24 protein-coding genes are annotated in these 22621 nt (G+C 45.1%); 19 read left to right on the top strand and 5 right to left on the bottom strand.

Annotation, left to right across the window (positions count from 1 at the left end):
- Nucleotides 1-62 precede the first annotated feature (62 nt).
- The 5 genes from L985_RS11480 to L985_RS11460 all read left to right on the top strand — a co-directional run bounded on the left by L985_RS11480 (nucleotide 63) and on the right by L985_RS11460 (nucleotide 5489).
- The gene (locus L985_RS11480; protein WP_029342184.1) at nucleotides 63-953 is read left to right on the top strand and encodes a transcriptional regulator CcpC; all 891 of its coding nucleotides are present in this window, start codon (nucleotides 63-65) and stop codon (nucleotides 951-953) included.
- The gene (locus L985_RS11475) at nucleotides 937-2049 is read left to right on the top strand and encodes an N-acetyldiaminopimelate deacetylase (RefSeq protein WP_023468860.1); all 1113 of its coding nucleotides are present in this window, start codon (nucleotides 937-939) and stop codon (nucleotides 2047-2049) included. The genes L985_RS11480 and L985_RS11475 overlap by 17 nt, the downstream gene beginning before the upstream one ends.
- Before the next feature lie 234 nt (nucleotides 2050-2283).
- Complete coding sequence (locus L985_RS11470) at nucleotides 2284-3681, top strand: cytochrome ubiquinol oxidase subunit I (protein WP_023468859.1); 1398 nt, start codon at nucleotides 2284-2286, stop codon at nucleotides 3679-3681.
- A gap of 12 nt (nucleotides 3682-3693) precedes the next feature.
- The gene (locus L985_RS11465) at nucleotides 3694-4716 is read left to right on the top strand and encodes a cytochrome d ubiquinol oxidase subunit II (RefSeq protein ID WP_023468858.1); all 1023 of its coding nucleotides are present in this window, start codon (nucleotides 3694-3696) and stop codon (nucleotides 4714-4716) included.
- 104 nt (nucleotides 4717-4820) lie between these two features.
- Nucleotides 4821-5489: a potassium channel family protein gene (locus tag L985_RS11460; protein WP_023468857.1), complete on the top strand. Its 669-nt coding sequence runs from the start codon at nucleotides 4821-4823 to the stop codon at nucleotides 5487-5489.
- Between the two features lie 37 nt (nucleotides 5490-5526).
- Here the strand turns inward: L985_RS11460 and L985_RS11455 are convergent, their stop codons facing one another.
- On the bottom strand, nucleotides 5527-6303 hold the full coding sequence (locus tag L985_RS11455; protein ID WP_029342183.1) for a Cof-type HAD-IIB family hydrolase: 777 nt from the start codon (nucleotides 6301-6303) through the stop codon (nucleotides 5527-5529).
- Between the two features lie 173 nt (nucleotides 6304-6476).
- On the opposite strand from L985_RS11455, the gene L985_RS11450 reads away from it, so the two are divergent.
- Complete coding sequence (locus L985_RS11450) at nucleotides 6477-6692, top strand: DNA-dependent RNA polymerase subunit epsilon (RefSeq protein WP_029342182.1); 216 nt, start codon at nucleotides 6477-6479, stop codon at nucleotides 6690-6692.
- Entirely contained in the window at nucleotides 6689-8356 is a 1668-nt protein-coding gene (rnjA, locus tag L985_RS11445; protein ID WP_035406688.1) for a ribonuclease J1, read from the top strand. The genes L985_RS11450 and rnjA overlap by 4 nt, the downstream gene beginning before the upstream one ends.
- Before the next feature lie 45 nt (nucleotides 8357-8401).
- On the opposite strand, the gene def is transcribed toward rnjA, so the two are convergent.
- The gene (def, locus tag L985_RS11440) at nucleotides 8402-8941 is read right to left on the bottom strand and encodes a peptide deformylase (RefSeq protein ID WP_023468853.1); all 540 of its coding nucleotides are present in this window, start codon (nucleotides 8939-8941) and stop codon (nucleotides 8402-8404) included.
- Between the two features lie 377 nt (nucleotides 8942-9318).
- On the opposite strand from def, the gene pdhA reads away from it, so the two are divergent.
- The 5 genes from pdhA (at nucleotide 9319) to L985_RS11415 (ending at nucleotide 14607) form a co-directional block, all read left to right on the top strand.
- Nucleotides 9319-10401 carry a pyruvate dehydrogenase (acetyl-transferring) E1 component subunit alpha gene (gene pdhA / locus L985_RS11435; RefSeq protein ID WP_023468852.1) on the top strand — a complete coding sequence of 361 codons (1083 nt, stop codon included), beginning with the start codon at nucleotides 9319-9321 and terminating at the stop codon, nucleotides 10399-10401.
- Nucleotides 10402-10404: 3 nt separating this feature from the next.
- A complete protein-coding gene (locus L985_RS11430; RefSeq protein WP_023468851.1) occupies nucleotides 10405-11382 on the top strand; it encodes an alpha-ketoacid dehydrogenase subunit beta in 978 nt (325 codons plus the stop codon).
- Between the two features lie 101 nt (nucleotides 11383-11483).
- Nucleotides 11484-12776, top strand: coding sequence for a dihydrolipoamide acetyltransferase family protein (locus L985_RS11425; protein WP_047393705.1), 1293 nt, complete (start codon nucleotides 11484-11486; stop codon nucleotides 12774-12776).
- 3 nt (nucleotides 12777-12779) lie between these two features.
- On the top strand, nucleotides 12780-14192 hold the full coding sequence (gene lpdA, locus L985_RS11420; protein ID WP_029342176.1) for a dihydrolipoyl dehydrogenase: 1413 nt from the start codon (nucleotides 12780-12782) through the stop codon (nucleotides 14190-14192).
- 109 nt (nucleotides 14193-14301) lie between these two features.
- The gene (locus tag L985_RS11415; protein ID WP_029342175.1) at nucleotides 14302-14607 is read left to right on the top strand and encodes an SAV0927 family protein; all 306 of its coding nucleotides are present in this window, start codon (nucleotides 14302-14304) and stop codon (nucleotides 14605-14607) included.
- Nucleotides 14608-14663: 56 nt separating this feature from the next.
- On the opposite strand, the gene L985_RS11410 is transcribed toward L985_RS11415, so the two are convergent.
- Nucleotides 14664-16151 carry an aminotransferase class I/II-fold pyridoxal phosphate-dependent enzyme gene (locus L985_RS11410; RefSeq protein WP_023468847.1) on the bottom strand — a complete coding sequence of 496 codons (1488 nt, stop codon included), beginning with the start codon at nucleotides 16149-16151 and terminating at the stop codon, nucleotides 14664-14666.
- Between the two features lie 132 nt (nucleotides 16152-16283).
- Between L985_RS11410 and L985_RS11405 the strand changes: the two genes are divergently transcribed.
- The 3 genes from L985_RS11405 to L985_RS11395 all read left to right on the top strand — a co-directional run bounded on the left by L985_RS11405 (nucleotide 16284) and on the right by L985_RS11395 (nucleotide 17937).
- Nucleotides 16284-16556, top strand: a complete 273-nt coding sequence (locus L985_RS11405; protein WP_029342174.1) for a UPF0223 family protein — start codon at nucleotides 16284-16286, stop codon at nucleotides 16554-16556.
- A gap of 282 nt (nucleotides 16557-16838) precedes the next feature.
- Entirely contained in the window at nucleotides 16839-17027 is a 189-nt protein-coding gene (locus L985_RS11400) for a hypothetical protein (RefSeq protein WP_023468845.1), read from the top strand.
- A gap of 124 nt (nucleotides 17028-17151) precedes the next feature.
- Nucleotides 17152-17937 carry an inositol monophosphatase family protein gene (locus tag L985_RS11395; RefSeq protein WP_029342173.1) on the top strand — a complete coding sequence of 262 codons (786 nt, stop codon included), beginning with the start codon at nucleotides 17152-17154 and terminating at the stop codon, nucleotides 17935-17937.
- Nucleotides 17938-17978: 41 nt separating this feature from the next.
- Here the strand turns inward: L985_RS11395 and L985_RS16980 are convergent, their stop codons facing one another.
- The gene (locus tag L985_RS16980) at nucleotides 17979-18149 is read right to left on the bottom strand and encodes a DUF5325 family protein (RefSeq protein WP_023468843.1); all 171 of its coding nucleotides are present in this window, start codon (nucleotides 18147-18149) and stop codon (nucleotides 17979-17981) included.
- Between the two features lie 184 nt (nucleotides 18150-18333).
- Here L985_RS16980 and typA point away from each other — a divergent pair, with 184 nt between their 5' ends.
- The 3 genes from typA (at nucleotide 18334) to L985_RS11380 (ending at nucleotide 21778) form a co-directional block, all read left to right on the top strand.
- Nucleotides 18334-20181: a translational GTPase TypA gene (gene typA / locus L985_RS11390; RefSeq protein ID WP_023468842.1), complete on the top strand. Its 1848-nt coding sequence runs from the start codon at nucleotides 18334-18336 to the stop codon at nucleotides 20179-20181.
- Between the two features lie 26 nt (nucleotides 20182-20207).
- Nucleotides 20208-20561 (top strand): YlaH-like family protein, encoded by a 354-nt coding sequence (locus L985_RS11385; RefSeq protein ID WP_023468841.1) that lies wholly within the window; start codon nucleotides 20208-20210, stop codon nucleotides 20559-20561.
- 122 nt (nucleotides 20562-20683) lie between these two features.
- Entirely contained in the window at nucleotides 20684-21778 is a 1095-nt protein-coding gene (locus L985_RS11380) for a PQQ-dependent sugar dehydrogenase (RefSeq protein ID WP_034786048.1), read from the top strand.
- A 43-nt stretch (nucleotides 21779-21821) separates the two neighbouring features.
- Here L985_RS11380 and L985_RS11375 read toward each other — a convergent pair whose 3' ends face one another.
- Nucleotides 21822-22025 (bottom strand): YlaI family protein, encoded by a 204-nt coding sequence (locus L985_RS11375; RefSeq protein WP_029342171.1) that lies wholly within the window; start codon nucleotides 22023-22025, stop codon nucleotides 21822-21824.
- 117 nt (nucleotides 22026-22142) lie between these two features.
- On the opposite strand from L985_RS11375, the gene L985_RS11370 reads away from it, so the two are divergent.
- Nucleotides 22143-22595, top strand: coding sequence for a PNPOx family protein (locus L985_RS11370; RefSeq protein WP_029342170.1), 453 nt, complete (start codon nucleotides 22143-22145; stop codon nucleotides 22593-22595).
- Nucleotides 22596-22621 lie beyond the last annotated feature (26 nt).

The following is a 22621-nucleotide window of genomic DNA, read 5'->3' as shown; positions in this document are numbered from 1 at the left end:
TATCGTCCTTTCTAACGTGTTAAACTAATGCCATCTTATATCATGAGGAGTCGAATCTCACATTGCAAGTGTCGGAAATGGAAATGTTGATCACCTTATCGGAAGAATTGAATATGAGGCGCGCTGCTGAACGATTATTCGTCTCGCAACCTGCACTTAGTCAACGTCTCGTTGCGATTGAAAGACGCTGGGGAACAAAATTATTCATTCGTTCATCGCGTGGGTTAAGCATCACACCACAAGGAGAAAAAGTAATCGGTCTCGCAAAAGAGATGAATCGGAAGGAACTCGAGTTAAAAAGTGAATTGACAGCAGAAGAAGGTGCCGTTTATGGGACGCTTCGGATTGCCGTCGCTTCCATCATGGGGCAATACTGGCTCCCGCGTGTCTTAAAACGATTCGTTGAGCGTTATCCGCATGTCCGTGTCCAGCTTGTCACGGGTTGGTCGAGTGAGATGATGCGTCATATGTTAGAGGAACATTTTCATATCGGGATCATTCGTGGAAACCCGGACTGGAAAGGTGTCAAAGAACGTCTTTTCTCGGATCCGCTCTATTTAGTCGATAGTGAGCTGACGTCGATTGAACAATTGCGCGTGACGGATCGACCGTTCATCCAGTTCAAGAGTGATTCGACATACTACCAAGAAATTTTAGAGTGGTGGCAAGATCGGTTCGCAAGCCCCCCCTCTCGGACGCTGGTCGTCGATCAAATCGAGACATGCAAGCAGATGGCTCTACATGGAATTGGATTTGCGATTTTACCCGAGTCGACGATCCAGCAATCAAATGAAGTCATGCAGCTTCCGTTAAAAACATCGTCCGGAAAGATATTAAAGCGAGATACATGGATCTTGTCTACGGAATCGATGCTTGAGCTGAAACAAGTTCAAGCATTTTGGGACATCGTAAAAGAAGAAGGAGGAAGTCAGTCAGATGGAATACGCCATTGAAATGCGGCGCGCGCTTCATAAAATACCAGAACCAGGGTTCAAGGAATTTAAGACGCAAGCTTTTATATTGGAACAAATTCGTGCTTATCCACCAGATCGTGTCACGTATGACACGTTTGAAACGGGTGTTTTCGTTCGAGTGAAAGGATTGACTGGGAATCGGACGATTGGGTACCGGGCAGACATTGATGGGTTACCGATCGAAGAAGCGACAGGTCTTCCATTTTGCTCGGAACATCCAGGCTTCATGCATGCCTGTGGTCACGATATGCACACGTCGATTGCGTTAGGATTAATGAAACGAATCATTGAATTGCCGGTCATGGATGATGTCGTCTTTTTATTCCAACCAGCGGAAGAAGGTCCGGGCGGGGCAGAACCGATGATTAAAAGTCCGTTGTTTGAAAAATATCGTCCAAGTGAGATGTATGGTCTTCATGTCGCACCGGAATATCCAGTCGGTACGATTGCGAGCCGTCCTGGCGTCTTGTTCGCGAGTGCTCGAGAAGTCCATATCACGATCTATGGTCAAAGTGGTCACGCGGCATTTCCTCATTTGACGATTGATACAGTCGTTGCGCAAGCAGCCTTGATCATGCAATTGCAAACAATCGTCAGCCGATCCATCAATCCGATGAACTGTAGCGTCATCACGATCGGAAAGGTCGATGCTGGGATTCGGGAAAACGTCATCGCCGGTAGAGCTGTTCTTGACGGAACGATGCGCGCACTCAATGGAGAAGACATGGAAAAACTGGAACGACGCGTTCGTGACATCATCCGGGGAATCGAAGCTTCGTTCGGCGTCAAGATTGATCTACAATTCGGAAATCGTTATTACGAGGTCGTCAATGACCGACACATCGTTGATAAATTCTCATCATTCGTCAAGATGAATGCGAACTACATCGAATGTGATGCAGCAATGACAGGAGAAGACTTTGGATTCATGTTGAAGGAAATTCCAGGAATGATGTTTTGGCTCGGAGTCGATAATCCGACATCTGGACTTCATCAACCAACTTTGAATCCAGATGAATCCGCAATTCCATTTGTGATTGATTTACTCGACCATTATTTCCGAGAATATGTTTAAAAAGTTTTATGAAATAATGAAGGACATACTGCTTTCCCTTTCGAAATCAAGAATGGGAAAGCTTTTTATATATGTAAGAATAGGAGTTTTCGAACATTTTGTGAAAAAAATCACGTGCACATGTGAACAATTTGTTACATCAAACATTATAAACAGACATAAAGGGTTATGTTCTCTATGATACGGTTATAGACCATATAGAGAAGTATGTTTTAGGAAGAGGGGGCTATATACATGTTCAATGATCCCGTATTGCTCAGTCGATTGTTGACAGGGCTCACATTAGCGTTTCACATTATATTCGCGACGATTGGCGTCGGGGTACCGCTCATGGTACTCGCAGCTGAATTCATCGGTCTGAAACGCAAAGATCCGGATTATATTTTATTAGCAAGACGGTGGACGCGTGGATACGTCGTTACCGTCGCAGTCGGTGTCGTGACAGGGACGGCAATTGGATTGCAATTATCACTACTTTGGCCGTCACTCATGCAAGTGGCTGGTCAAACGATCGCATTACCGCTATTCATGGAAACATTCGCATTCTTCTTTGAAGCGATTTTCCTCGGTATTTATCTGTACACGTGGGATCGGTTCAAAAACCCATGGTTACACTGGTTGATCGGGATTCCGGTCGTCATTGGTGCGACAGCATCAGCATTCTTCATTACGACGGTCAACTCTTTCATGAACTCACCAGAAGGGTTTAAGATCGTCAACGGAACGCTAACGCAAATCGAACCATTAAAAGCAATGTTCAATACAGCAACACCTACAAAAGCAACACACGTCATCGTATCGGCTTATTTAACAGTCGCATTCATCTTGGCGGCAATCGCGGCGTTCCACTTACTCCGCAAAAAAACACTCTCAGCAGCGGAGACGGCTTATCATAAAAAAGCTCTTCGTCTCACTGTCATGGCCGGTTTGATTTTTGCCTTCTCGACGGCACTTGTCGGAGATTTCTCAGGGAAATACTTGGCAAAATACCAGCCAGAAAAACTTGCAGCTGCTGAATGGCATTTTGAAACGACAAGTGAAGCCGAGTTGATCTTTGGTGGGATACTTGATCAGCAAGAAGACGGCAGTTATGAAATTAAGGGAGCCGTCAAAATCCCATATGCACTTTCAATTCTTGCAGGTGGAGCTCCAGATACAGAAGTTATTGGTCTAAATGAGTTTGCTAAAGAAGATCAAGCACCGCTGATCGTTCACTATTTCTTCGATATCATGGTCTCGATTGGTATGTATTTGGCTGCCATCTCTGCGTTGTTCATCTTGGCATTCCGTTTGAAAAAATTGAATCCGTATAATAAATGGATTTTAAGAGGTGTCTTCATCGGTGGACCTCTAGCGATGATTTCAATTGAAGCAGGTTGGATGTACGCTGAAATTGGTCGCCAACCTTGGACACTTTACGGCATCATGCGGACTGCAGATGCGGCGACGACGTCAACTGCTGTTGGTCCGATGTTGATTCTATTCAGTGCCTTGTACTTGATGCTTGGTACGATTTGTACAGTCGTATTATTACGGATGTTCAAGAAAAACCCGGTTGGTAAAGAACTTCAAGAACTTGCTGAAAACCACCACGCGCGTGGGGAAGCTATGTTCGTGGATGATAACAAGTAAGGAGGGAACGATTTGGACGTTCAAACACTAGGAATTACGGTCCTTTGGACTTTCCTGTACGGATATCTCATCGTTGCCTCAATTGACTTCGGTGCTGGATTTTATGCCTTTTATTCAAAATATACGAAGCGGGATCATTTAACGAATCGATTGATTCTTCGTTATCTCTCACCAGTGTGGGAGGTAACGAACGTCTTCTTCGTATTCTTCTTCGTCGGACTAGTCGGGTTCTTCCCGGATACCGCTTATTATTTCGGTACGGCACTGCTTGTGCCAGCCTCAATCGTTCTTGTATTGATTGCAATTCGCGGTAGCTTCTATGCATTTGCCAATTATGGATCAAACGACAGCATGTTCTATACGTTCTTATATGGAGCAACTGGTCTATTGATTCCGGCGGCGATGTCAACGACATTGACGATCAGTCAAGGTGGTTTTATTCGTAAAACGAATGAAACAGTCGAGTTTTTAGGAACAAAATTATTTACGAACTTTTACTCTTGGTCGGTCGTAGCACTCGCTATCGTATCCGTCCTCTATATCAGTGCGATGTTCCTTTTGTTCTACGCAGATAAAGCGAAGGATGAAGGGGCTACTCCGCTAATTCGTAAATGGGCACTCTTCTGGAGTGGTCCGACGATTCTTGTCTGTGCACTCGTCTTCTTTGGATTGAAAAATCAAGCGGCATGGCACTATGAGAACATCTTAAACGGGAACTGGTGGTGGTTCGCTGCTAGTTTCATCTTCTTCCTCGTTGCGGTAACACTCGTCTACATGAAGAAGAATTACGGAATTGCCTTCGTCGCGGTCATGTTACAGTATGGAGTGGCATGGTTTGGTTACGGTTATACGCACTTACCATATATCTTGTATCCATATATCGATATCAACAAAGCGGTCGTTAACGAAACAATGGCTTCCGCACTCGTCGTTGTCTTCATCTTCGGACTCTTACTCTTGATTCCGGCGTTGTACTTGATTTTACGACTCTTCTTGTTCGATAACGATTATGTACGTGGGAAATCCTCAAAATAATGGATGAATAAACGCCTCTGCGAATCGCAGGGGCGTTTATAGTATTTTTAAAATGAATCGGGTACACTACTAAGGAAGAGCGATTGTGAAGGAGAGTTGTGAAAATGAATGGAGAGTTTGCAGTAATTGGACTAGGGCGCTTTGGTGGCTCGATCGTCCGAGAACTATCAAAAAATGGTTATGATGTTTTAGCGATTGACTCCGACGAGGAGCGCGTCAATGAATTCATGGGAATTGCGACGCATTCCGTCATCGCGGACACGACGGATGAGAATGTCTTAAAAAGTCTAGGAATCCGAAACTTCGATCATGTCATCGTTGCCATCGGGGAAAATATTCAAGCATCCATCTTGACGACATTGATTTTAAAAGAGCTCGGGGTACAATCGATCACCGTTAAAGCGACGAACGATTACCACGAAAAAGTATTACGAAAAATCGGAGCAGATTTCATCGTTCACCCAGAACGGGATATGGGCGTCCGAATTGCGAACGGTTTAATGAGTTCAAATATTCTTGACTATCTCGACTTATCTCAAGAATTTTCGATCGTTGAAATTAAAGTCAGTGACCGGATGGCGAAACAAACATTGATTGATCTTGATCTACGGAGCAAATACGGGGCGAACGTCGTCGCCATTAAACGTGGAGAAAACGTTCTGATTTCTTTACAAGCTGATGAAATGATCGAAAAAGGAGATTATCTCGTCGTCATTGGTGAAAATGAGGATCTCGACCGTCTAGAGCGCGCGATTCATAAAGTGAAGAATTAAAAAAAGCTGAGGCATGCCTCAGCTTTACATCTACTTATTAAATCAGTTGGAACTCTTTTAATCCGTGTGCGATCCCGTCTTCGAGAATCGGTTTCGTGACGTAATCAGCAGCAGCTTTCGTTTCTGGAAGTCCGTTGCCCATCGCAATACCGGTTCCAACGTAGCGGAGCATCTCTAGATCGTTTAAAGCATCACCGAATGCAAAGGTATCTTCGCGGCGAATGTTCGTCAATTTCAGGAATTGTTTGATCCCTTCTGCTTTCGAAGAACCGACATTGATGACATCCATTGCGTGTGGGTGCCAACGAATGAAATCGAATGCGTCATACCGTTTAACATAATCCGCTTCTTCTTCGGCCGTACAGTAAACGAGCGTTTGGAAAACATCATGCGATAAGAAAGCTTCTTCATCGTGAATCGGTAATGGCATGTCGAGATCGCCGAGCGAATCTACGACATGCGTGTCATTTGATTTCGTCGTGAAGCCTTTTGTTTCACCAAGATAAACGAGTGTATGCCCGTTTTCTTTCGCTTGCTGCGTTAAATGAGTTAAATCCGTCTTCGGTTGTGGACGTTTGTAGATGATTTCATTTTGATGAACGACGATTTGCCCGTTATAGCCGATAATCGTATCGATGTTGAGTAGTTCACGGATTCCAGACAACATCGCAGGTCCGCGTCCAGTTGCGAGCGCTACATAAACACCATTTTCTTGAAGCTTACGAATTGCCTGTTTTGTTGATTCCGGAACAAAATGACCATCATGCAATAAGGTTCCGTCGATATCGAAAAAGACGACTTTCTGATTTGCCATGGTTTCACCTTCTCTTTTTAATTGGTCGAAATGACCTGTTCATGTGAAAGTATAGCATAACCAAAAGCGTGTTGCCGGAAGGGAACATGCCGAATAAGGATGAAAAATAGTCCATGTATCGTGTATACTGTACTAAGGACAAAAAACAATGTACTGATAAGGAGTTGCTAGGCATGATTTTTAAAGTATTTTACCAACCGCTTCGTTCGGAAGCACCTGTTCGTGAACGGACAGAAACAATGTATGTAGAAGGGGAAAGCATTCGTGACGTGCGATCAACGATTGACCACCTCAAAGAAATCAACATCGAGTTCATCCGCGAAGTCAGTGGAGAATTTTTGACATACGAACAACAACATCCTGATTTCAAGGTTGCGACGTTCGAATGAAGTTCGTTAAAAACCATCAGGCCGCCGTTTTCGCACTCGGTGGACTCGGGGAAATCGGAAAGAACACGTATGTTGTTCAATTCCAAGATGAAATCATCGTCATCGACGCGGGTGTCATGTTCCCAGAAGATGAATTACTCGGAATCGACTATGTCATTCCAGATTACACGTACTTGATCAAGAACAAGGACAAGGTCAAAGGCGTCTTCATCACACACGGTCATGAAGATCACATTGGCGGTCTGCCTTTCTTGCTTAAACAAGTAAACTTACCGATTTACGCAGGAAAGATTGCGATGGGTCTCATCAAGGTGAAACTTGAAGAGCACGGGTTGCTTCGCAACGCGGAACTGCATGAAATCGATGAAGATTCGATCATCAAGTTCCGGAAGACAAGCATCTCGTTCTTCCGTACGACACACTCGATTCCAAACTCGTTCGGCGTCGTCGTCAAAACACCACAAGGGAACATCGTGCATACAGGGGACTTTAAGTTCGATTTCACACCAGTCGGAGAACCAGCTGATCTAGCGAAAATGGCTGAACTCGGTAAGGAAGGCGTTTTGTGTCTTCTATCGGATTCAACGAACGCAGAAGTGGAAGGGTTTACGATGAGTGAACGTGTCGTTGGGGAAACGATCTCAGACATCTTCCGTAAAGCGGAAGGACGGATCATCTTTGCGACGTTTGCGTCGAACATCTATCGTCTGCAACAAGTCGTCAATGCTTCTGTTGAAGCAGGACGGAAAATCGTCGTTTTCGGACGTAGTATGGACAAGGTCATGATGATTGGTCAAGAACTTGATTTCATTAAAGCGCCGAAGGGCACAATCATCGAGCCGAATGAGATGAAACGCTACAAGTCAAATGAATTGACGATCCTTTGTACCGGTTCGCAAGGTGAACCGATGGCTGCACTTAGCCGCATCGCAAACGGAACACACCGTCAAATCTCAATCATTCCAGATGATCTCGTCATCTTCTCTTCGTCACCGATTCCAGGGAATGTCGTTTCTGTCGGGAAGACGATCAACCAGCTGTATAAAGCTGGAGCGGATGTTATGTACGGTAAACTAAATGATATTCATACATCGGGTCACGGTAGTCAACAAGAGCAACTGCTCATGTTACGTCTATTGAATCCAAAGTACTTCATGCCGATTCACGGTGAATATCGGATGCTGAAGAAGCATATGTCGCTTGCGATGGATGCTGGTGTACCGGAAGAAAACTGTTTCGTCATGGATAACGGTGAAGTACTCGCATTAGATGCGAATGCAGCCGCTATCACCGGGAAGATTCAAGCGAATGCGGTATATGTCGACGGAAAAGGGATCGGAGACATCGGAAACATCGTCTTACGCGATCGTCGTATCCTCTCGGAAGAGGGACTCGTCGTCGTCGTCGTGACGCTCGACTCGAAGACGAATCGTCTCGTCTCAGGACCGGACATCATCTCACGTGGTTTCGTCTACATGCGTGAGTCGGGTAATTTGATTAAAGATGCTGAACGTCTACTCAAGCGTTCACTTGATCAATCGCTTGCGAACCGGAATACGAAATGGACGGATATCAAACAAGTCATCAATGATACGCTCACACCGTATTTAACAGAAAAAACACAACGTCATCCGATGGTCATGCCGATCATCATGGAAGTCTGATTCAAAAAATCCTCGTCTCCGAAAACGGAAACGAGGATTTTTGTATTACGTAGCAGGACCGTATTCCTTGAACGGTTCTTTTTTATCAATCCGATCGTAAAACATGACGCCATCTAGATGGTCGTATTCATGTTGGCAGACGATTGCTTTCATCCCTTTTAAACGTAATTTTACAGGATTTCCGTTATGATCGATGCCAGTTAGGGTAATACGCATATAGCGCGGTACATGTCCTTCGACTTCACGGTCGACGGACAAACATCCTTCACCGCCAGTTAAATACGTCTGCTCGACGGAATGACTGATGATTTTTGGATTATAGATACCAAATTCCAATAAATCGTCACCATCCGGTAAGCGGATCGCGAACATGCGCTTGTTGACACCGATCTGTGGTGCTGCAAGTCCAATACCGCTTCGTAAGTCGTATTTCTTCGCAATTTCATCATCTTGACTGTTGGCGAGGAACTCGCGCATGAGTCGCATCGTTTCCTTATCCTCATCGCTGAGAGGGAAGGTCACTTCTACTGACCGTTCGTGAAGAGCAGGAACGTCTTCGCGTACGATTTCATTCATGGTGATCATGAACAACACTCCTTTCGTCTACAAAAAGTATAGCATAGGAAAGTGGGGAATGATGACAACTAACACAGTAGGAAAATATCGAATGATACAGAAGATGGAATATTCTAGTTTTGTGATTGAATTCACAATATGAAACGTGAAAAAAATAAAACATTTCCTTTGATTTTAAGGTGTTACAGATTTATACTTGTAACGTAATGAACAAGACACTATTACGTGTCGATTCATGATAATACAGTTTACTCAACTGAATAGGTACACAGACACATGTTCAAAGGATAGTCACACGGGACTTCGTTTTTTGGACACTATTGTCATGTGAGCAAATCAGTCAGAGGAATATTTCGCTGAACGCAGTGAAAGGATGAGGTGAAAAGATGAACGTAAACATGTTTAAAAACGTGGAAGAAAACTTTGAAACGTTCCGCATTCTTGACGAGAAAGGTGAAGTCGTCAATAAAGACGCTATGCCAGACCTCTCGGATGAAGAGCTTACGGAATTAATGCGCCGTCTCGTATACACACGTATCTGGGACCAACGTGCAATCTCACTTAACCGTCAAGGACGTCTTGGGTTCTACGCACCAGTAGCTGGACAAGAAGCGTCAATGATCGGTACACAATTCGCTTTGGATAAAGATGACTGGATTCTTCCTGGATACCGTGATATTCCACAAATGGTCTTCCATGGCTTCCCACTTTACAAAGCATTCTTGTTCTCACGCGGTCACATCACAGGTGGTAAGATTCCTGAAGGTGTTAACGTCTTAATGCCACAAATCATCATCGGTGCGCAGATCGTTCAAGCGGCTGGTGTTGCTCTCGGTCTTAAGAAAAGCGGTAAAGAACAAGTCGCAATCACTTACACAGGTGATGGTGGTTCTTCACAAGGGGACTTCTATGAAGGTATGAACTTCGCTGGAGCTTTCAAAGCACCTGCAATCTTCGTCGTTCAAAACAACCGTTTCGCAATCTCGACACCTGTCGAAAAACAATCTATGGCGAAAACAATCGCTCAAAAAGCTGTCGCTGCTGGGATCAATGGTATCCAAGTCGACGGTATGGACGTTCTCGCTGTATACGCAGCTACGAAACAAGCTCGTGTTGAAGCACTTAACGGTGTTCCGACATTGATCGAAACATTGACTTACCGTTACGGACCACACACACTCGCTGGTGATGATCCAACACGTTACCGTACAAAAGACATGGATGATGAGTACCAAGCACAAGATCCACTCGTCCGTTTCCGTGCTTTCATGGAAGCAAAAGGTCTTTGGAACGAAGATAAAGAGAACGAAGTCATCGAGCAAGCAAAAGCTGACGTTAAGGAAGCACTTGCACAAGCTGACAAAGAACCAAAACAAAAAGTTACAGATTTCATCAACGTGATGGCTGAAAAGCTTCCACAAAACCTGCAAGAGCAGCTTGATGAGTATACAGCAAAGGAGTCGAAATAACCCATGGCACAAATGACGATGATCCAAGCGATCACTGACGCAATGCGCGTCGAGATGAAACGCGACGAACAAGTTCTCTTGTTCGGTGAAGACGTCGGTAAAAACGGTGGGGTATTCCGTGCGACAGAAGGTCTTCAAGATGAGCTCGGCGAAGACCGCGTCTTCGATACACCACTTGCGGAATCAGGTATTGGTGGTCTTGCTGTCGGATTCAGTCTGACAGGATTCCGTCCAATCATGGAAATCCAATTCTTCGGATTCGTATTCGAAGTATTCGATTCAGTCGCAGCACAACTTGCGCGTCTCCGTTACCGTTCAGGTGGTACGTACAGTGCACCTGTAACAATCCGTTCACCATTCGGTGGCGGTGTTAAAACACCGGAACTTCACGCAGATAACCTCGAAGGACTCATGGCTCAGTCACCAGGACTTAAAGTTGTCATTCCTTCAACACCATACGATGCAAAAGGTCTCTTGATCGCGTCAATCCGCGACAATGACCCAGTCGTATTCCTCGAGCACATGAAACTCTACCGTTCATTCCGCGGTGAAGTGCCAGAGGGCGATTACACGATCGAACTCGGAAAAGCTGATGTAAAACGTGAAGGTACAGATGTAACAATCGTCACTTACGGTGCGATGGTACACGCTTCACTTAAAGCAGCTGAAGAGCTCGAAAAAGAAAACATCAGCGTCGAAATCATCGACTTGATGACGATCAGCCCGATTGATATCGATACGATTCTTGCTTCTGTCAAGAAAACAAACCGTGTCGTCGTCGTTCAAGAAGCACAAAAACAAGCGGGTATCGCTGCAATGGTTGCTACTGAAATCCAAGAACGTGCAATCCTTGACCTTGAAGCACCGATCCTTCGTGTTGCTGCTCCAGATACAATCTTCCCATTCGCACAAGGTGAAGACGTCTGGATCCCAGACCACAAAGATATCGTTGAGAAAGTCAAAACTGTCTACAATTTCTAAGAGCATTTCGGAAAATAAGGAGAGGGTTCCATTCTCTCCTTCCTTCCGTTTTTACAGATAACAATCGACTAGAAGAGTGAACTAAAAGGAGGCATATTCAAATGGGTTTATTTGAATTCAAATTGCCGGATATCGGTGAGGGTATTCATGAAGGTGAAATCGTAAAGTGGTTCGTAAAAGCGGGCGACACTGTCAAGGAAGACGACGTTCTTCTTGAAGTACAAAACGATAAAGCAGTCGTTGAAATCCCATCACCAGTTGATGGTACTGTTAAAGAAGTAAAAGTTGACGAAGGTGTCGTAGCTGTCGTTGGCGACGTCCTCATCACATTCGAAGTCGAAGGCGAAGGTTCTGCTCCTTCTGAAGAAGCAGAGCAACCAAAAGCTGAAGACAACGCGAAAGACGTTCAAGATACGGATCAAAAAGTGGAAGACAAACCAAACGATGTTCAAATCCATAAATCAGAACGCGTCATCGCGATGCCATCTGTCCGTAAATATGCACGTGAAAAAGGTGTCGACATCCGTGAAGTCCAAGGTTCTGGCGACAACGGTCGTGTTGTTAAAGAAGACATCGATGTATTCGCAAACGGTGGACAAACTTCTGAAGCACCAGCAACAGAAGAAAAAGCACCAGCTGCAGCTGCTTCTGCACCAAAAACAGAAGTTAAGCCTTACGTTGCTGCTCAACCTGAACTTGAAACACGCGAGAAAATCAAAGGAATCCGTAAAGCGATTTCGAAAGCAATGGTTAACTCGAAACATACAGCTCCACACGTAACACTCATGGACGAAGTTGATGTTACGAACCTCGTAGCACTCCGTAAAAACTTCAAAGAAGTTGCGGCTGCTCAAGGTACGAAATTGACTTACCTTCCGTTCGTCGTAAAAGCATTGACTGCTGCTGCTAAGAAATACCCAGCAATCAACGCATCAATCGACGATGTAAACGAAGAAATCGTCTATAAAAACTACTTCAACATCGGTATCGCTGCAGATACAGACAACGGTCTTGTCGTACCAGTCGTTAAAGATGCAGATCGTAAATCGATCTTCTCACTCGCTGACGACATCAATGACCTTGCTGGTAAAGCACGCGAAGGAAAACTTTCTGGCGACGAGATGAAAGGTGGATCAATCACGATCACTAACATTGGTTCTGCTGGCGGTCAGTGGTTCACACCAGTCATCAACCACCCAGAAGTTGCAATCCTCGGTATCGGTCGTATCGCTGAAAAAGCGGTCGTTAAAAACGGCGAAATCGTTGCTGCACCAGTTCTTGCACTTTCATTCAGCTTCGACCACCGTCTCATCGATGGTGCAACTGCACAAAACGCGCTTAACTTAGTTAAACGTCTATTGAACGACCCACAACTTCTCATCATGGAGGGATAAGCAATGGTAGTAGGTGAATTCGCACAAGAAACAGATTTACTCGTAATCGGGGCTGGCCCTGGTGGTTACGTTGCTGCAATCCGCGGCGCGCAACTCGGTATGAAAGTAACAATCGTTGAACGTGAAAACGTCGGCGGTGTCTGCTTAAACGTTGGATGTATCCCGTCAAAAGCCTTGATCACTGCAGGACACAACTTCCAGCATGCTAAAGGTTCAAGCGATATGGGGATCACTTCTGAGAATGCAACTGTCGATTTCTCGAAAGTTCAATCTTGGAAACAATCTGTCGTCAACAAATTGACTGGCGGCGTTAGTGGTCTTCTTAAAGGGAACAAAGTTGAGACTGTCGTTGGGGAAGCTTACTTCCAATCAGAAGATACAGTTCGTATCATCAACGAAGATTCTTCGACTCCTTACAAATTCAAGAAATGTATCATCGCGACAGGTTCGACTCCAATCGAACTTCCAGCTTTCAAATGGTCAAAACGCGTTCTTTCTTCAACAGGCGCATTGAACCTTCCTGAAATCCCGAAAAAACTCATCGTCATCGGTGGCGGATACATCGGGATGGAGCTTGGTACAGCGTATGCGAACTTCGATACAGAAGTCGTCATTCTTGAAGGAACAAAAGACATCCTTTCTGGTTTCGAGCCTGCTATGACGCAAGTCGTTAAGAAAAAGCTCAAACAAAAAGGTAACATCACAATCCACAATGAAGCACTTGCTCAAAGTGTGGAAGAGTCGGAAGATGGCGTTAAAGTAACATTCGAAGTCAACGGTGAAGCACAAACAGTTGAAGCGGACTACGTCCTCGTTACTGTTGGTCGCCGTCCGAACACTGGTGATCTTGGTCTTGAAATGGCAGAAGTTAAAGTCAGCGACCGTGGTCTTGTCGAAATCGACGATCAGTGCCGTACTTCAAACGAAAACATCTACGCAATCGGTGATATCGTTCCCGGACCACCACTTGCACACAAAGCTTCATTCGAAGCTAAAATCGCTGCTGAAGCAGCTGCAGGACACCCTGCATACCTCGACTACAGCGCGATTCCAGCGGTCGTCTTCACAGACCCAGAACTCGCTACAGTCGGTTACACGGAAGCACAAGCAAAAGAAGAAGGACTCGACTACATCGCGTCTAAATTCCCTTACGCTGCGAATGGTCGTGCACTTGCACTCAACGAGCCAGACGGCTTCTTGAAAATGATCACTCGTAAATCAGATGGTCTCTTGATCGGCGCGCAAATCGCTGGTACAGGCGCTTCTGATATGATCGCTGAAATGGGACTCGCAATCGAGTCTGGTATGACAGCTGAAGATATAGCACTCACAATCCACGCGCACCCATCACTTGGTGAAATCGCAATGGAAACTGCTGAAGTTGCAATCGGCAGCCCAATCCACATCATTAAATAATATTGAAACACCTCATTCGCGGGGAGCCGACCGTGAATGAGGTGTTTTTTGTTTGGGCTTGATTCAAAAAAGGAAAAGGAAAAGTAAAAATTGGAGAGGGTGGACGCACATGGAATCCGTGACTACCTTGGAGGAGCTGTATTACGTATCAGAGATGGATAAGGTTCGTTTTGTCGGCTGGACGACTGCACTCGCCCGCTATGATTTTGCTGTCGTCTGTACAGGACAATTCTTCGGGAAAGTACTCGTCGTCAGTTTAACCGGTGGTCAGTCAGCGTTACTCGATCAACAGGATGTGTTGAATGGAGATGTCTTAGTTCGTACATTTGCGATTGAACGAGAGGATGTCGAAGTAATTGGTGAAGCACTCGCAGCATTCATTCCTTGTTCACCAAATGATGAGTACGCAGAATGAAATGACTAAAAAAGCAGTAATCCTCATTGAATAAGGATTACTGCTTTGTCTTGTTTTTACCGAATCGCATTCGATTGTTGAATGACTTTGATTGTCTCGAGTGAATGGTCCTCAAGGCCTTGAACCGGAAGACCAGCTTCGATGTTTTCTTTAATATAGGCAAGATTGTCTGCCGTAATCATTTCGCCTGGAATGAAGATTGGGATGCCAGGTGGATATACCATCATGAATTCAGCTGAAATCCGCCCGACCGCATCAATCAACGGAATCGTCTCTGTCTCTTCATAGAATGCATCACGAGGACTGAGAGCGAGTGCTGGGATGTCTGGAAGAACAATCGAATGATCAGTCGTTTCAGCGCCATTATTTTGATAACGTGCAACCAGCAATGACATCGCATGGAGAAAGGCATCAATCGTCTCTTCCGAGTCACCAGACGTAATGATGACGAGGATGTTGTTCAAATCTGAAAGTTCAACTTCAATCCGATGTTCTTCACGTAAAAACTCTTCAACAAGGTGACCGGAAATACCAAGTCCTTTAACGGAAACGAGCACTTTCGTAGGATCAAAGGCAAACGTCGCACTCGAATGAAGATCGGATTCGCCGAAAACAGCGAGATAAGGAAGCTTCGCTAATCCAAAACGCATCCGTGTCGCAAGTTCAAGTGCCCGACGATTCATCGCTTCACCATTGATCGCAAGATGACGTCGTGCACAGTCAAGAGATGCGAGCAATAGGTAGGATGTCGATGTCGTCGTCAACATCGAGAGCACCGCTTGAACTTTATCTGGAGAAACAAGTCCGCGACGAACGTTCAGGACAGAGCTTCCAGTGAGTGACCCACCGAGCTTATGCACGCTGGTTGCGGCAAGATCAGCTCCTGCTTGCATCGCAGACAATGGCATATCTTCGTGGAATGCGATATGAACGCCGTGTGCTTCGTCGACGAGTACCGGAATACCTTTACTATGGGAAAGCTTGACGATACTCTCTAAGTCGCCAGCAACGCCGAAATAGGTCGGGTTGATGACGAGAACTGCTTTTGTATCGGGATGAAGTGCAAGGGCACGTTCTACCGCGCTTGGTGTGATGCCGTGCGCGATTCCGAATGTCTCATCAAATTCAGGGTGAATGAAAATCGGATGCGCACCAGAAAGAACGATAGCTGACATCACCGATTTATGCACGTTCCGAGGAACGAGAATTTTATCATCAGGTCCGACGACACTCATGATCATTGCCATGATTGCCGTTGAAGTTCCTTGTACGGAAAAGAACGTTTCGTCGGCGTGGAAGGCTTGAGCGGCCAATTGATGAGCTTCCTTAATGATTGCCTTTGGATGATGAAGATCATCAAGGGGAGCGATATTGATTAAATCGATATCGAGCGCATTCTGACCGATGAACGATCGAAAGGCTGGATCCATTCCTTGACCATTTTTATGACCGGGAATATGAAATTGAATTGGTTGACGTTTCGCATGCGCGAGTAGCGCATCGAATAAAGGTGTATCGAGCTGTGTTAAGCTTTTTGTTTGCACCAGATTTCCCCCCTTAAAACCGAATAAAAATACAATCAAACAAGCTAACTATAACAAGTTTTCGGACGGTTGCAACTGTTTTATGCTTCTTTTCCGTGTAAAATAGAAAAGTGCAGAAAGGAAGTGGGAATGATGGCATTGAATTATCCGCTCAATTCCGATTGGTCGACTGAAGAAATCGTGAAAGTCATCGACTTCTTTAATTTAGTCGAACAAGCGTATGAATCAGGCGTTGAACGACAGCGGTTGCTCGAAGCATATCGTGAATTCAAACAGATCGTCACCTCGAAATCCGAGGAGAAGCAATGGGATCAGTTTTATGCGGAAGAGACAGGTTGCTCGAGTTATCGGACGATGCAGCAGGCGAAACGTCAAGAAGAATCAATCGTTCGCATGAAGAAATAATTAGACCATGAAGATAAGACTCCTGTGCGAACGCGTGGGAGTCTTATCTTTTAATCCGACTGGAAATGTGCGGGAAATGATCAACATTTGTTTAAAGTGGAAAGGAAGCGGCTATATACTACATACAAGACGTTGACCTTACAAATATGTGAAACTGTATTTTTTAAAATTAGATGCTTTACATCTAAGTTGAATCGTACTATTATAGATTCAATCCACTAATAAGTCGCAATTGTCTGACAAATTAAACCTCTGTTTATCCCGCGAAGGAGTGTGGTTACTGTGAAACAAGTGATAGAAGCATACAAGAGAAAAGATGCAGAAAAACGCATTCCTGTATTGCGTCTCGAAATCGATTATGAGCTTGCTACATTACACGATGCGATGGTGGCAAGTGACGCAGAAGCTGTTGGCGCAAGTAAAGAGCGCCTCGAAAAATATCGTCAAGAGATGGTACGTCTTGAAGCTTGATTTCAACGTTCCGATCTCTACCTTATAATAAAATATCAACTCTTCAACCAGCGAACTGTTCGCTGGTTTTCTTTTTTTGTTACTATAGAAGAAGCTGGAAACAACGATGAAGGAGTGAACTCAAATGCAGATTGAGTTGGATGCGATAGATTTGATCAAACGAGCGGGAAAGTACATTCGCGAAAAAATTGATGGTTCGTATCACGTCGAACAAAAAACCGGAAAAAGTGATTTAGTGACGGAGATTGATCAAGCCGTCGAGGATTTATTGATTCAAGGTATTTTAGATCGCTATCCGAATCATCATATTTATGGGGAAGAGGGACGAATCGCTCGACCTGATACACTCGAAGGCACGATCTGGTTCGTTGATCCGATTGATGGAACGATGAACTTCATTCGTCAAAAACGAATGTTTGCCATCTCGATCGCGATCATGATAGATGGTGAGTTACGTTATGGTTTCGTTTACGACGTCATGGCTGACGAGTTGTTCCATGTCATCAAAGGGCATGGTGCTTATCAAAACGGCATACGATTACCACAAATCGAGGAGCGGAGTGTTAAAGAAGCAATCATCTGTATGAATGCGACCTGGGTGACACCAAATCGTCGGATCAATACGGATCGTCTTGCACCACTCGTGCGACATGCCGTCGGAGTGCGAGCGATCGGTGCAGCATCACTTGAACTTGCATGGACAGCTGCAGGACGTGTTGATGGGTATATCACGATGCGTAATATGCCTTGGGATTACGCAGCCGGTCAGTTATTGATTGAAGAGGTCGGTGGGCGTGTCGGAACGATCACAGGTGAATCGATGTCATTTCTCGAACAAACGAGTGTGCTAGCAGGGAGCCAGACGTTCGTTAAAGATGTTTTGACATTCGTACAAACACAAGAAGATTGAAAAAAGGTTTCTTTCGTTTTAAACGAAAGGAACCTTTTCGGTCATGCTTGTTTTCGTAAACGTGCCTTTAAGACGAACCCAGCACCCATCGCAACAATCATCAAGATGACAGAAGCAATCGTCATCGGAACGTTTTGTTCCGCGATGAAGATGCCGATGGCTGCCATGGATCCTACGGCAAGCATAGCGAGTAATAAAAATAGCAGACGCATGTTTTTTCCCCCTCTACCCGTGAGTACGTTAACAGTGTAGCGTGAATGAAGGATAATGAAAAGGCTTTCGGAGTGATGTCGAATCTTAGTCATTGCCAATTAGGACTCTACCTGTGCTATACTCTTAAAGTTGACCGAAAGTATGATAAGATTTATTTAAATGAATAGAAAGAGGTACACACCTATGACAACATTAGTACGAAATGATTTACGCAACGTTGCGATCATCGCCCACGTTGACCATGGTAAAACAACATTAGTCGATGAGCTTTTAAAACAGTCTGGTACGTTCCGTACGAACGAACAAGTCGAAGAACGCGCAATGGACTCAAATGACATCGAGCGGGAACGTGGAATCACGATTCTTGCGAAAAACACTGCAATTGACTACAAGAACACACGCATCAACATCGTTGATACGCCAGGACACGCCGATTTCGGTGGAGAAGTTGAGCGGATCATGCGTATGGTTGATGGCGTCATCCTCGTCGTCGATGCACGTGAAGGCTGTATGCCACAAACACGTTTCGTTTTGAAAAAAGCACTCGAGCAAGGACTTCAACCAATCGTCGTCGTCAACAAAATCGACAAACCGATGGTCCGTCCTCTTGAAGTCGTCGACGAAGTCGTTGATCTCTTGATCGACCTCGGAGCTGACGAAGATCAACTCGAATTCCCAGTCGTTTATGCATCGGCAGTCAACGGCTCAAGTTCATTTGAACCTGAATTAGAAAAACAAGAAGATACAATCACGAACGTTCTTGATTTGATTCTTGAGCACACACCAGCACCTGTCGATAACACAATGGAGCCGCTTCAGTTCCAAGTGACGATGCTTGACTATGATAACTACCTCGGACGGATCGGTGTCGGTCGTGTCTTCCGTGGAGAAATCAAAGTTGGCGATAGCGTTTCGCTTTCGAAACTTGACGGCTCAACGAAGAACTTCCGTGTTACGAAGTTGTTCGGTTACTTCGGTCTAAAACGTGTCGAAATCGAAACAGCAAAAGCTGGAGATTTGATCGCGATCGCTGGTATGGAAGATATCAACGTCGGTGAGACGGTTTGCCCGACTTCACACGTTGATCCACTCCCATTATTACGTATCGATGAGCCAACGCTTCAAATGACATTCATCGTCAACAACTCGCCATTCGCTGGTCGTGAAGGGGATCTCGTTACTTCACGTAAAATCGAAGAGCGTCTTGAAAAAGAACTCGAAACAGACGTTTCACTTCGCATCGAAAACACGGACTCACCGGACCGCTGGATCGTTTCTGGTCGTGGGGAACTTCACCTCGGGATCTTGATCGAAAACATGCGCCGTGAAGGATACGAAATCCAAGTATCAAAACCGCAAGTTATCATCAAAGAAGAAGAAGGCGTCAAAGTCGAGCCATTCGAACGCGTCGTCATCGATACACCAGAAGAGTACACAGGTTCTGTCATGGAATCGATCGGTCTCCGTAAAGGTGAATTGACGAACATGCAAACAATGGACAACGGTCAAACGAAAATGGAATTCATCGTTCCTTCACGTGGTTTGATTGGTTACCGTAACGAATTCCTTTCTGCTACACGCGGATACGGAATCATGAACCACACATTCGAAGAATACCGTCCGTTCATCCAAGCGGATATCGGTGGACGTCGCAGTGGAGTTATGGTCTCAATCGAAACAGGTAAAGCAACTGCTTACGCGATCTCAGCTCTTGAAGACCGCGGAACGATCTTCATCGAGCCTGGTATCGAAGTATACGAAGGTATGATCATCGGCGAATGTAACCGTGATGTCGATCTCGCTGTCAACGTCGTTAAAGCAAAACAATTAACGAACATGCGTGCATCTGCAAAAGATTCAACGAACGTTCTTAAACGTCCACGTGTCTTCTCACTTGAAGAGTCGTTGACATTCTTGAACGAAGATGAGTACTGTGAAATCACACCACAATCGGTTCGTCTCCGTAAACAAGTCTTGAACAAGAACGAACGTGAAAAGCAAGAAAAACGTCGTCGTCTAGGTAAAGATTGAGTCTTGAACGAATAGGGGGACTGGCAATGAATGCACAAGCTGCCGTTGCTTCTGATTTCTCGAAATACGATATTCCGTTCATCGCGAAACTTCTCGGTATCGGAAGTGATCCGAATAACATCGAAGCGGGATTTTATCCTTTAATGATTACCGTTGTCATTTTGACGCTTGTCGTCTTTAAGTTAGGATTTGCTAAGGAACTGGCATGGTGGAAATCACTGATCGTCTATCTCTTGCTCGCCGTCTTCTCGGCAGCATTGACGCTTGTCTTCTGGACATGGCCGATTCCTGAAGTACTTCTTGCGATGGTCTTCGTACTTGGTATTTATCGCTTCCGGATGTGGATGGTCAAGCGTGAACGTGAACGGACAGCTTCTTGACGGAAGCGTGTCATGAATCAAAAGAACGAATCTCTTCGGAGGTTCGTTCTTTTTTTTGAGCCAATTCAGATGCATGATTTAAAGCGGAGCGGGAACAATGATACTAAAAGGGGGAGAAAACAGTGAAAATAAGGTATGTCATACCCCTACTGTTAACGGGTATTCTGATGGGCTGTACGCAAACGTCAGAAGAATCGTCAACAGAGGAAACGAATCAGACGACACAAGAAAACAATCAACAGGATTCAGGTGATCAAGAAGCGACGCAATCATCTCAAGCGCAAGAAGGCGTCGTATTTAAAGAGCTAAACGCTCCGTGGAATATCGTCCGAGAAGGAGAGGTATTTTACATCACGGAACGTGAAGGAACGATTGTCAAAGGAGAACAAGATGATTATGAACGGATGCGCCTTCAGCTGAAAGAGGATATCCTCGCTGAAGGAGAAGGTGGATTGCTTGGGATGGTACTCGATCCTGATTTTAAGGACAATAAGACAGCATACGTCTACCATACGTACGCCAAACAAGGACAAGCGACGAATCGCGTCATCGCGATAAAAGAAGAGGGCGACCAGTGGACGGAAGAACGTGTCTTACTCGATGATATTCCCGGAGCTACGATTCATAACGGGGGACGGCTGGAGTGGGGACCAGAGGGCGCACTCTACGTCACAGCAGGAGACGCAGCGAATCCCGAACTGGCGCAAGACATTGATTCGTTGGCAGGAAAGATTTTACGCATCACATCTGAAGGGAAACCGTTCGAGGGGAATCAAAAAGGATACGTCTACAGTCTCGGTCACCGGAATCCACAAGGACTTGTTTTCGTCGATGATCAACTGTATGCAAGCGAACATGGACAAAGTGGGCACGATGAAATCAACCGAATCGAACAAAAGAATTATGGATGGCCGACGATTGAAGGGAAAGAACAAGCTGAAGGACTGGTGACGCCGTGGTATGAAGTAGGAGAACAATCTGTTGCACCAAGTGGAGTGGCAACAGCAGAGAATACACTGTATTTTGCAACACTTGTCGGACAGCGATTACAAACGATTGATTTAGAGACGAAGCAAGTCAAGACGGTTGTCGAAAACCAAGGTCGGATTCGAGATGTCTGGATTGACGAGACATCGATTTACTATATTACAAATAATACGGACGGAAGAGGGAATCCATCGGCAGATGATGATCGACTCGTTCGAATCAATCGATGAACAATAAAAGGTCTGTCAGGGAATTTTCCCGCAGACCTTTTGTTTACCAGTGTTTTCGTTTTGTTTCCCAAGTCGGGTATAAATGGAATTGTCCAGAAGCGTGGCGTTCAAGTGTCCGTTCTTCTACGCGTGATCGACACTCATCACAGATATGGACACGAACAGGTTTATTGCGTAATCGCTTCGCCGTGAAGGACCAATCATCAATCGTTTCACGCTTATCGCAAATCGTACATTTCACTCGCATGTCAGGTCCTCCCTTTTTTTCTTAGTATATCATATTAGAAGATTATTCAGATGTAAAAAAGGGAAACGAGAAGTATATCTCGAAATATCATCACTAAGTCGCAGAGGGGGTGATGTCATGGCAAATAAAGTTGAACAACAGCTCAACTCAGGTCAACTAGAAGCATTATCGCAATTACCACTCGTTTTTTTGATTACGCATGATCAATCCAAACATTGGCCCATCACACATGCAATCAGTTGGGTACATGCGACGGATTCGCAAACGGTTCGTTTTGCAATCGAAGCAGATTCTCATCTCGTTAAAACATTACGAGAGCATCCGGTCTTCACGTTGATCTTTTTTGCTGATCAGTCGACGTACAGCTTAACGTGTACGGACGTCAAGGCGATTACGCCACAAGAAGACCTTCCGTTACCACTCGCTTTTTATGAGGGACGCGTTGAGGAGGTACGTGACATCTTGTTTTACGGAGCAGCTGTCACACAACGACCGACTATTGAAAAAACATACGATGAACAGGCAGCCGAACGGTTAGATCAACTCGTTCATCGCATCCTAAAAGCGTAACATTCATCACAAACTCGACTCTAAAG

The organism is Exiguobacterium sp. ZWU0009 (assembly GCF_000798935.2).
GTDB classification, from domain to species: Bacteria; Bacillota; Bacilli; order Exiguobacteriales; family Exiguobacteriaceae; genus Exiguobacterium_A; species Exiguobacterium_A acetylicum.
The sequence above is the reverse complement of the archived record's forward strand: the minus strand, read 5'-3'. Positions and strand labels throughout refer to the sequence as shown.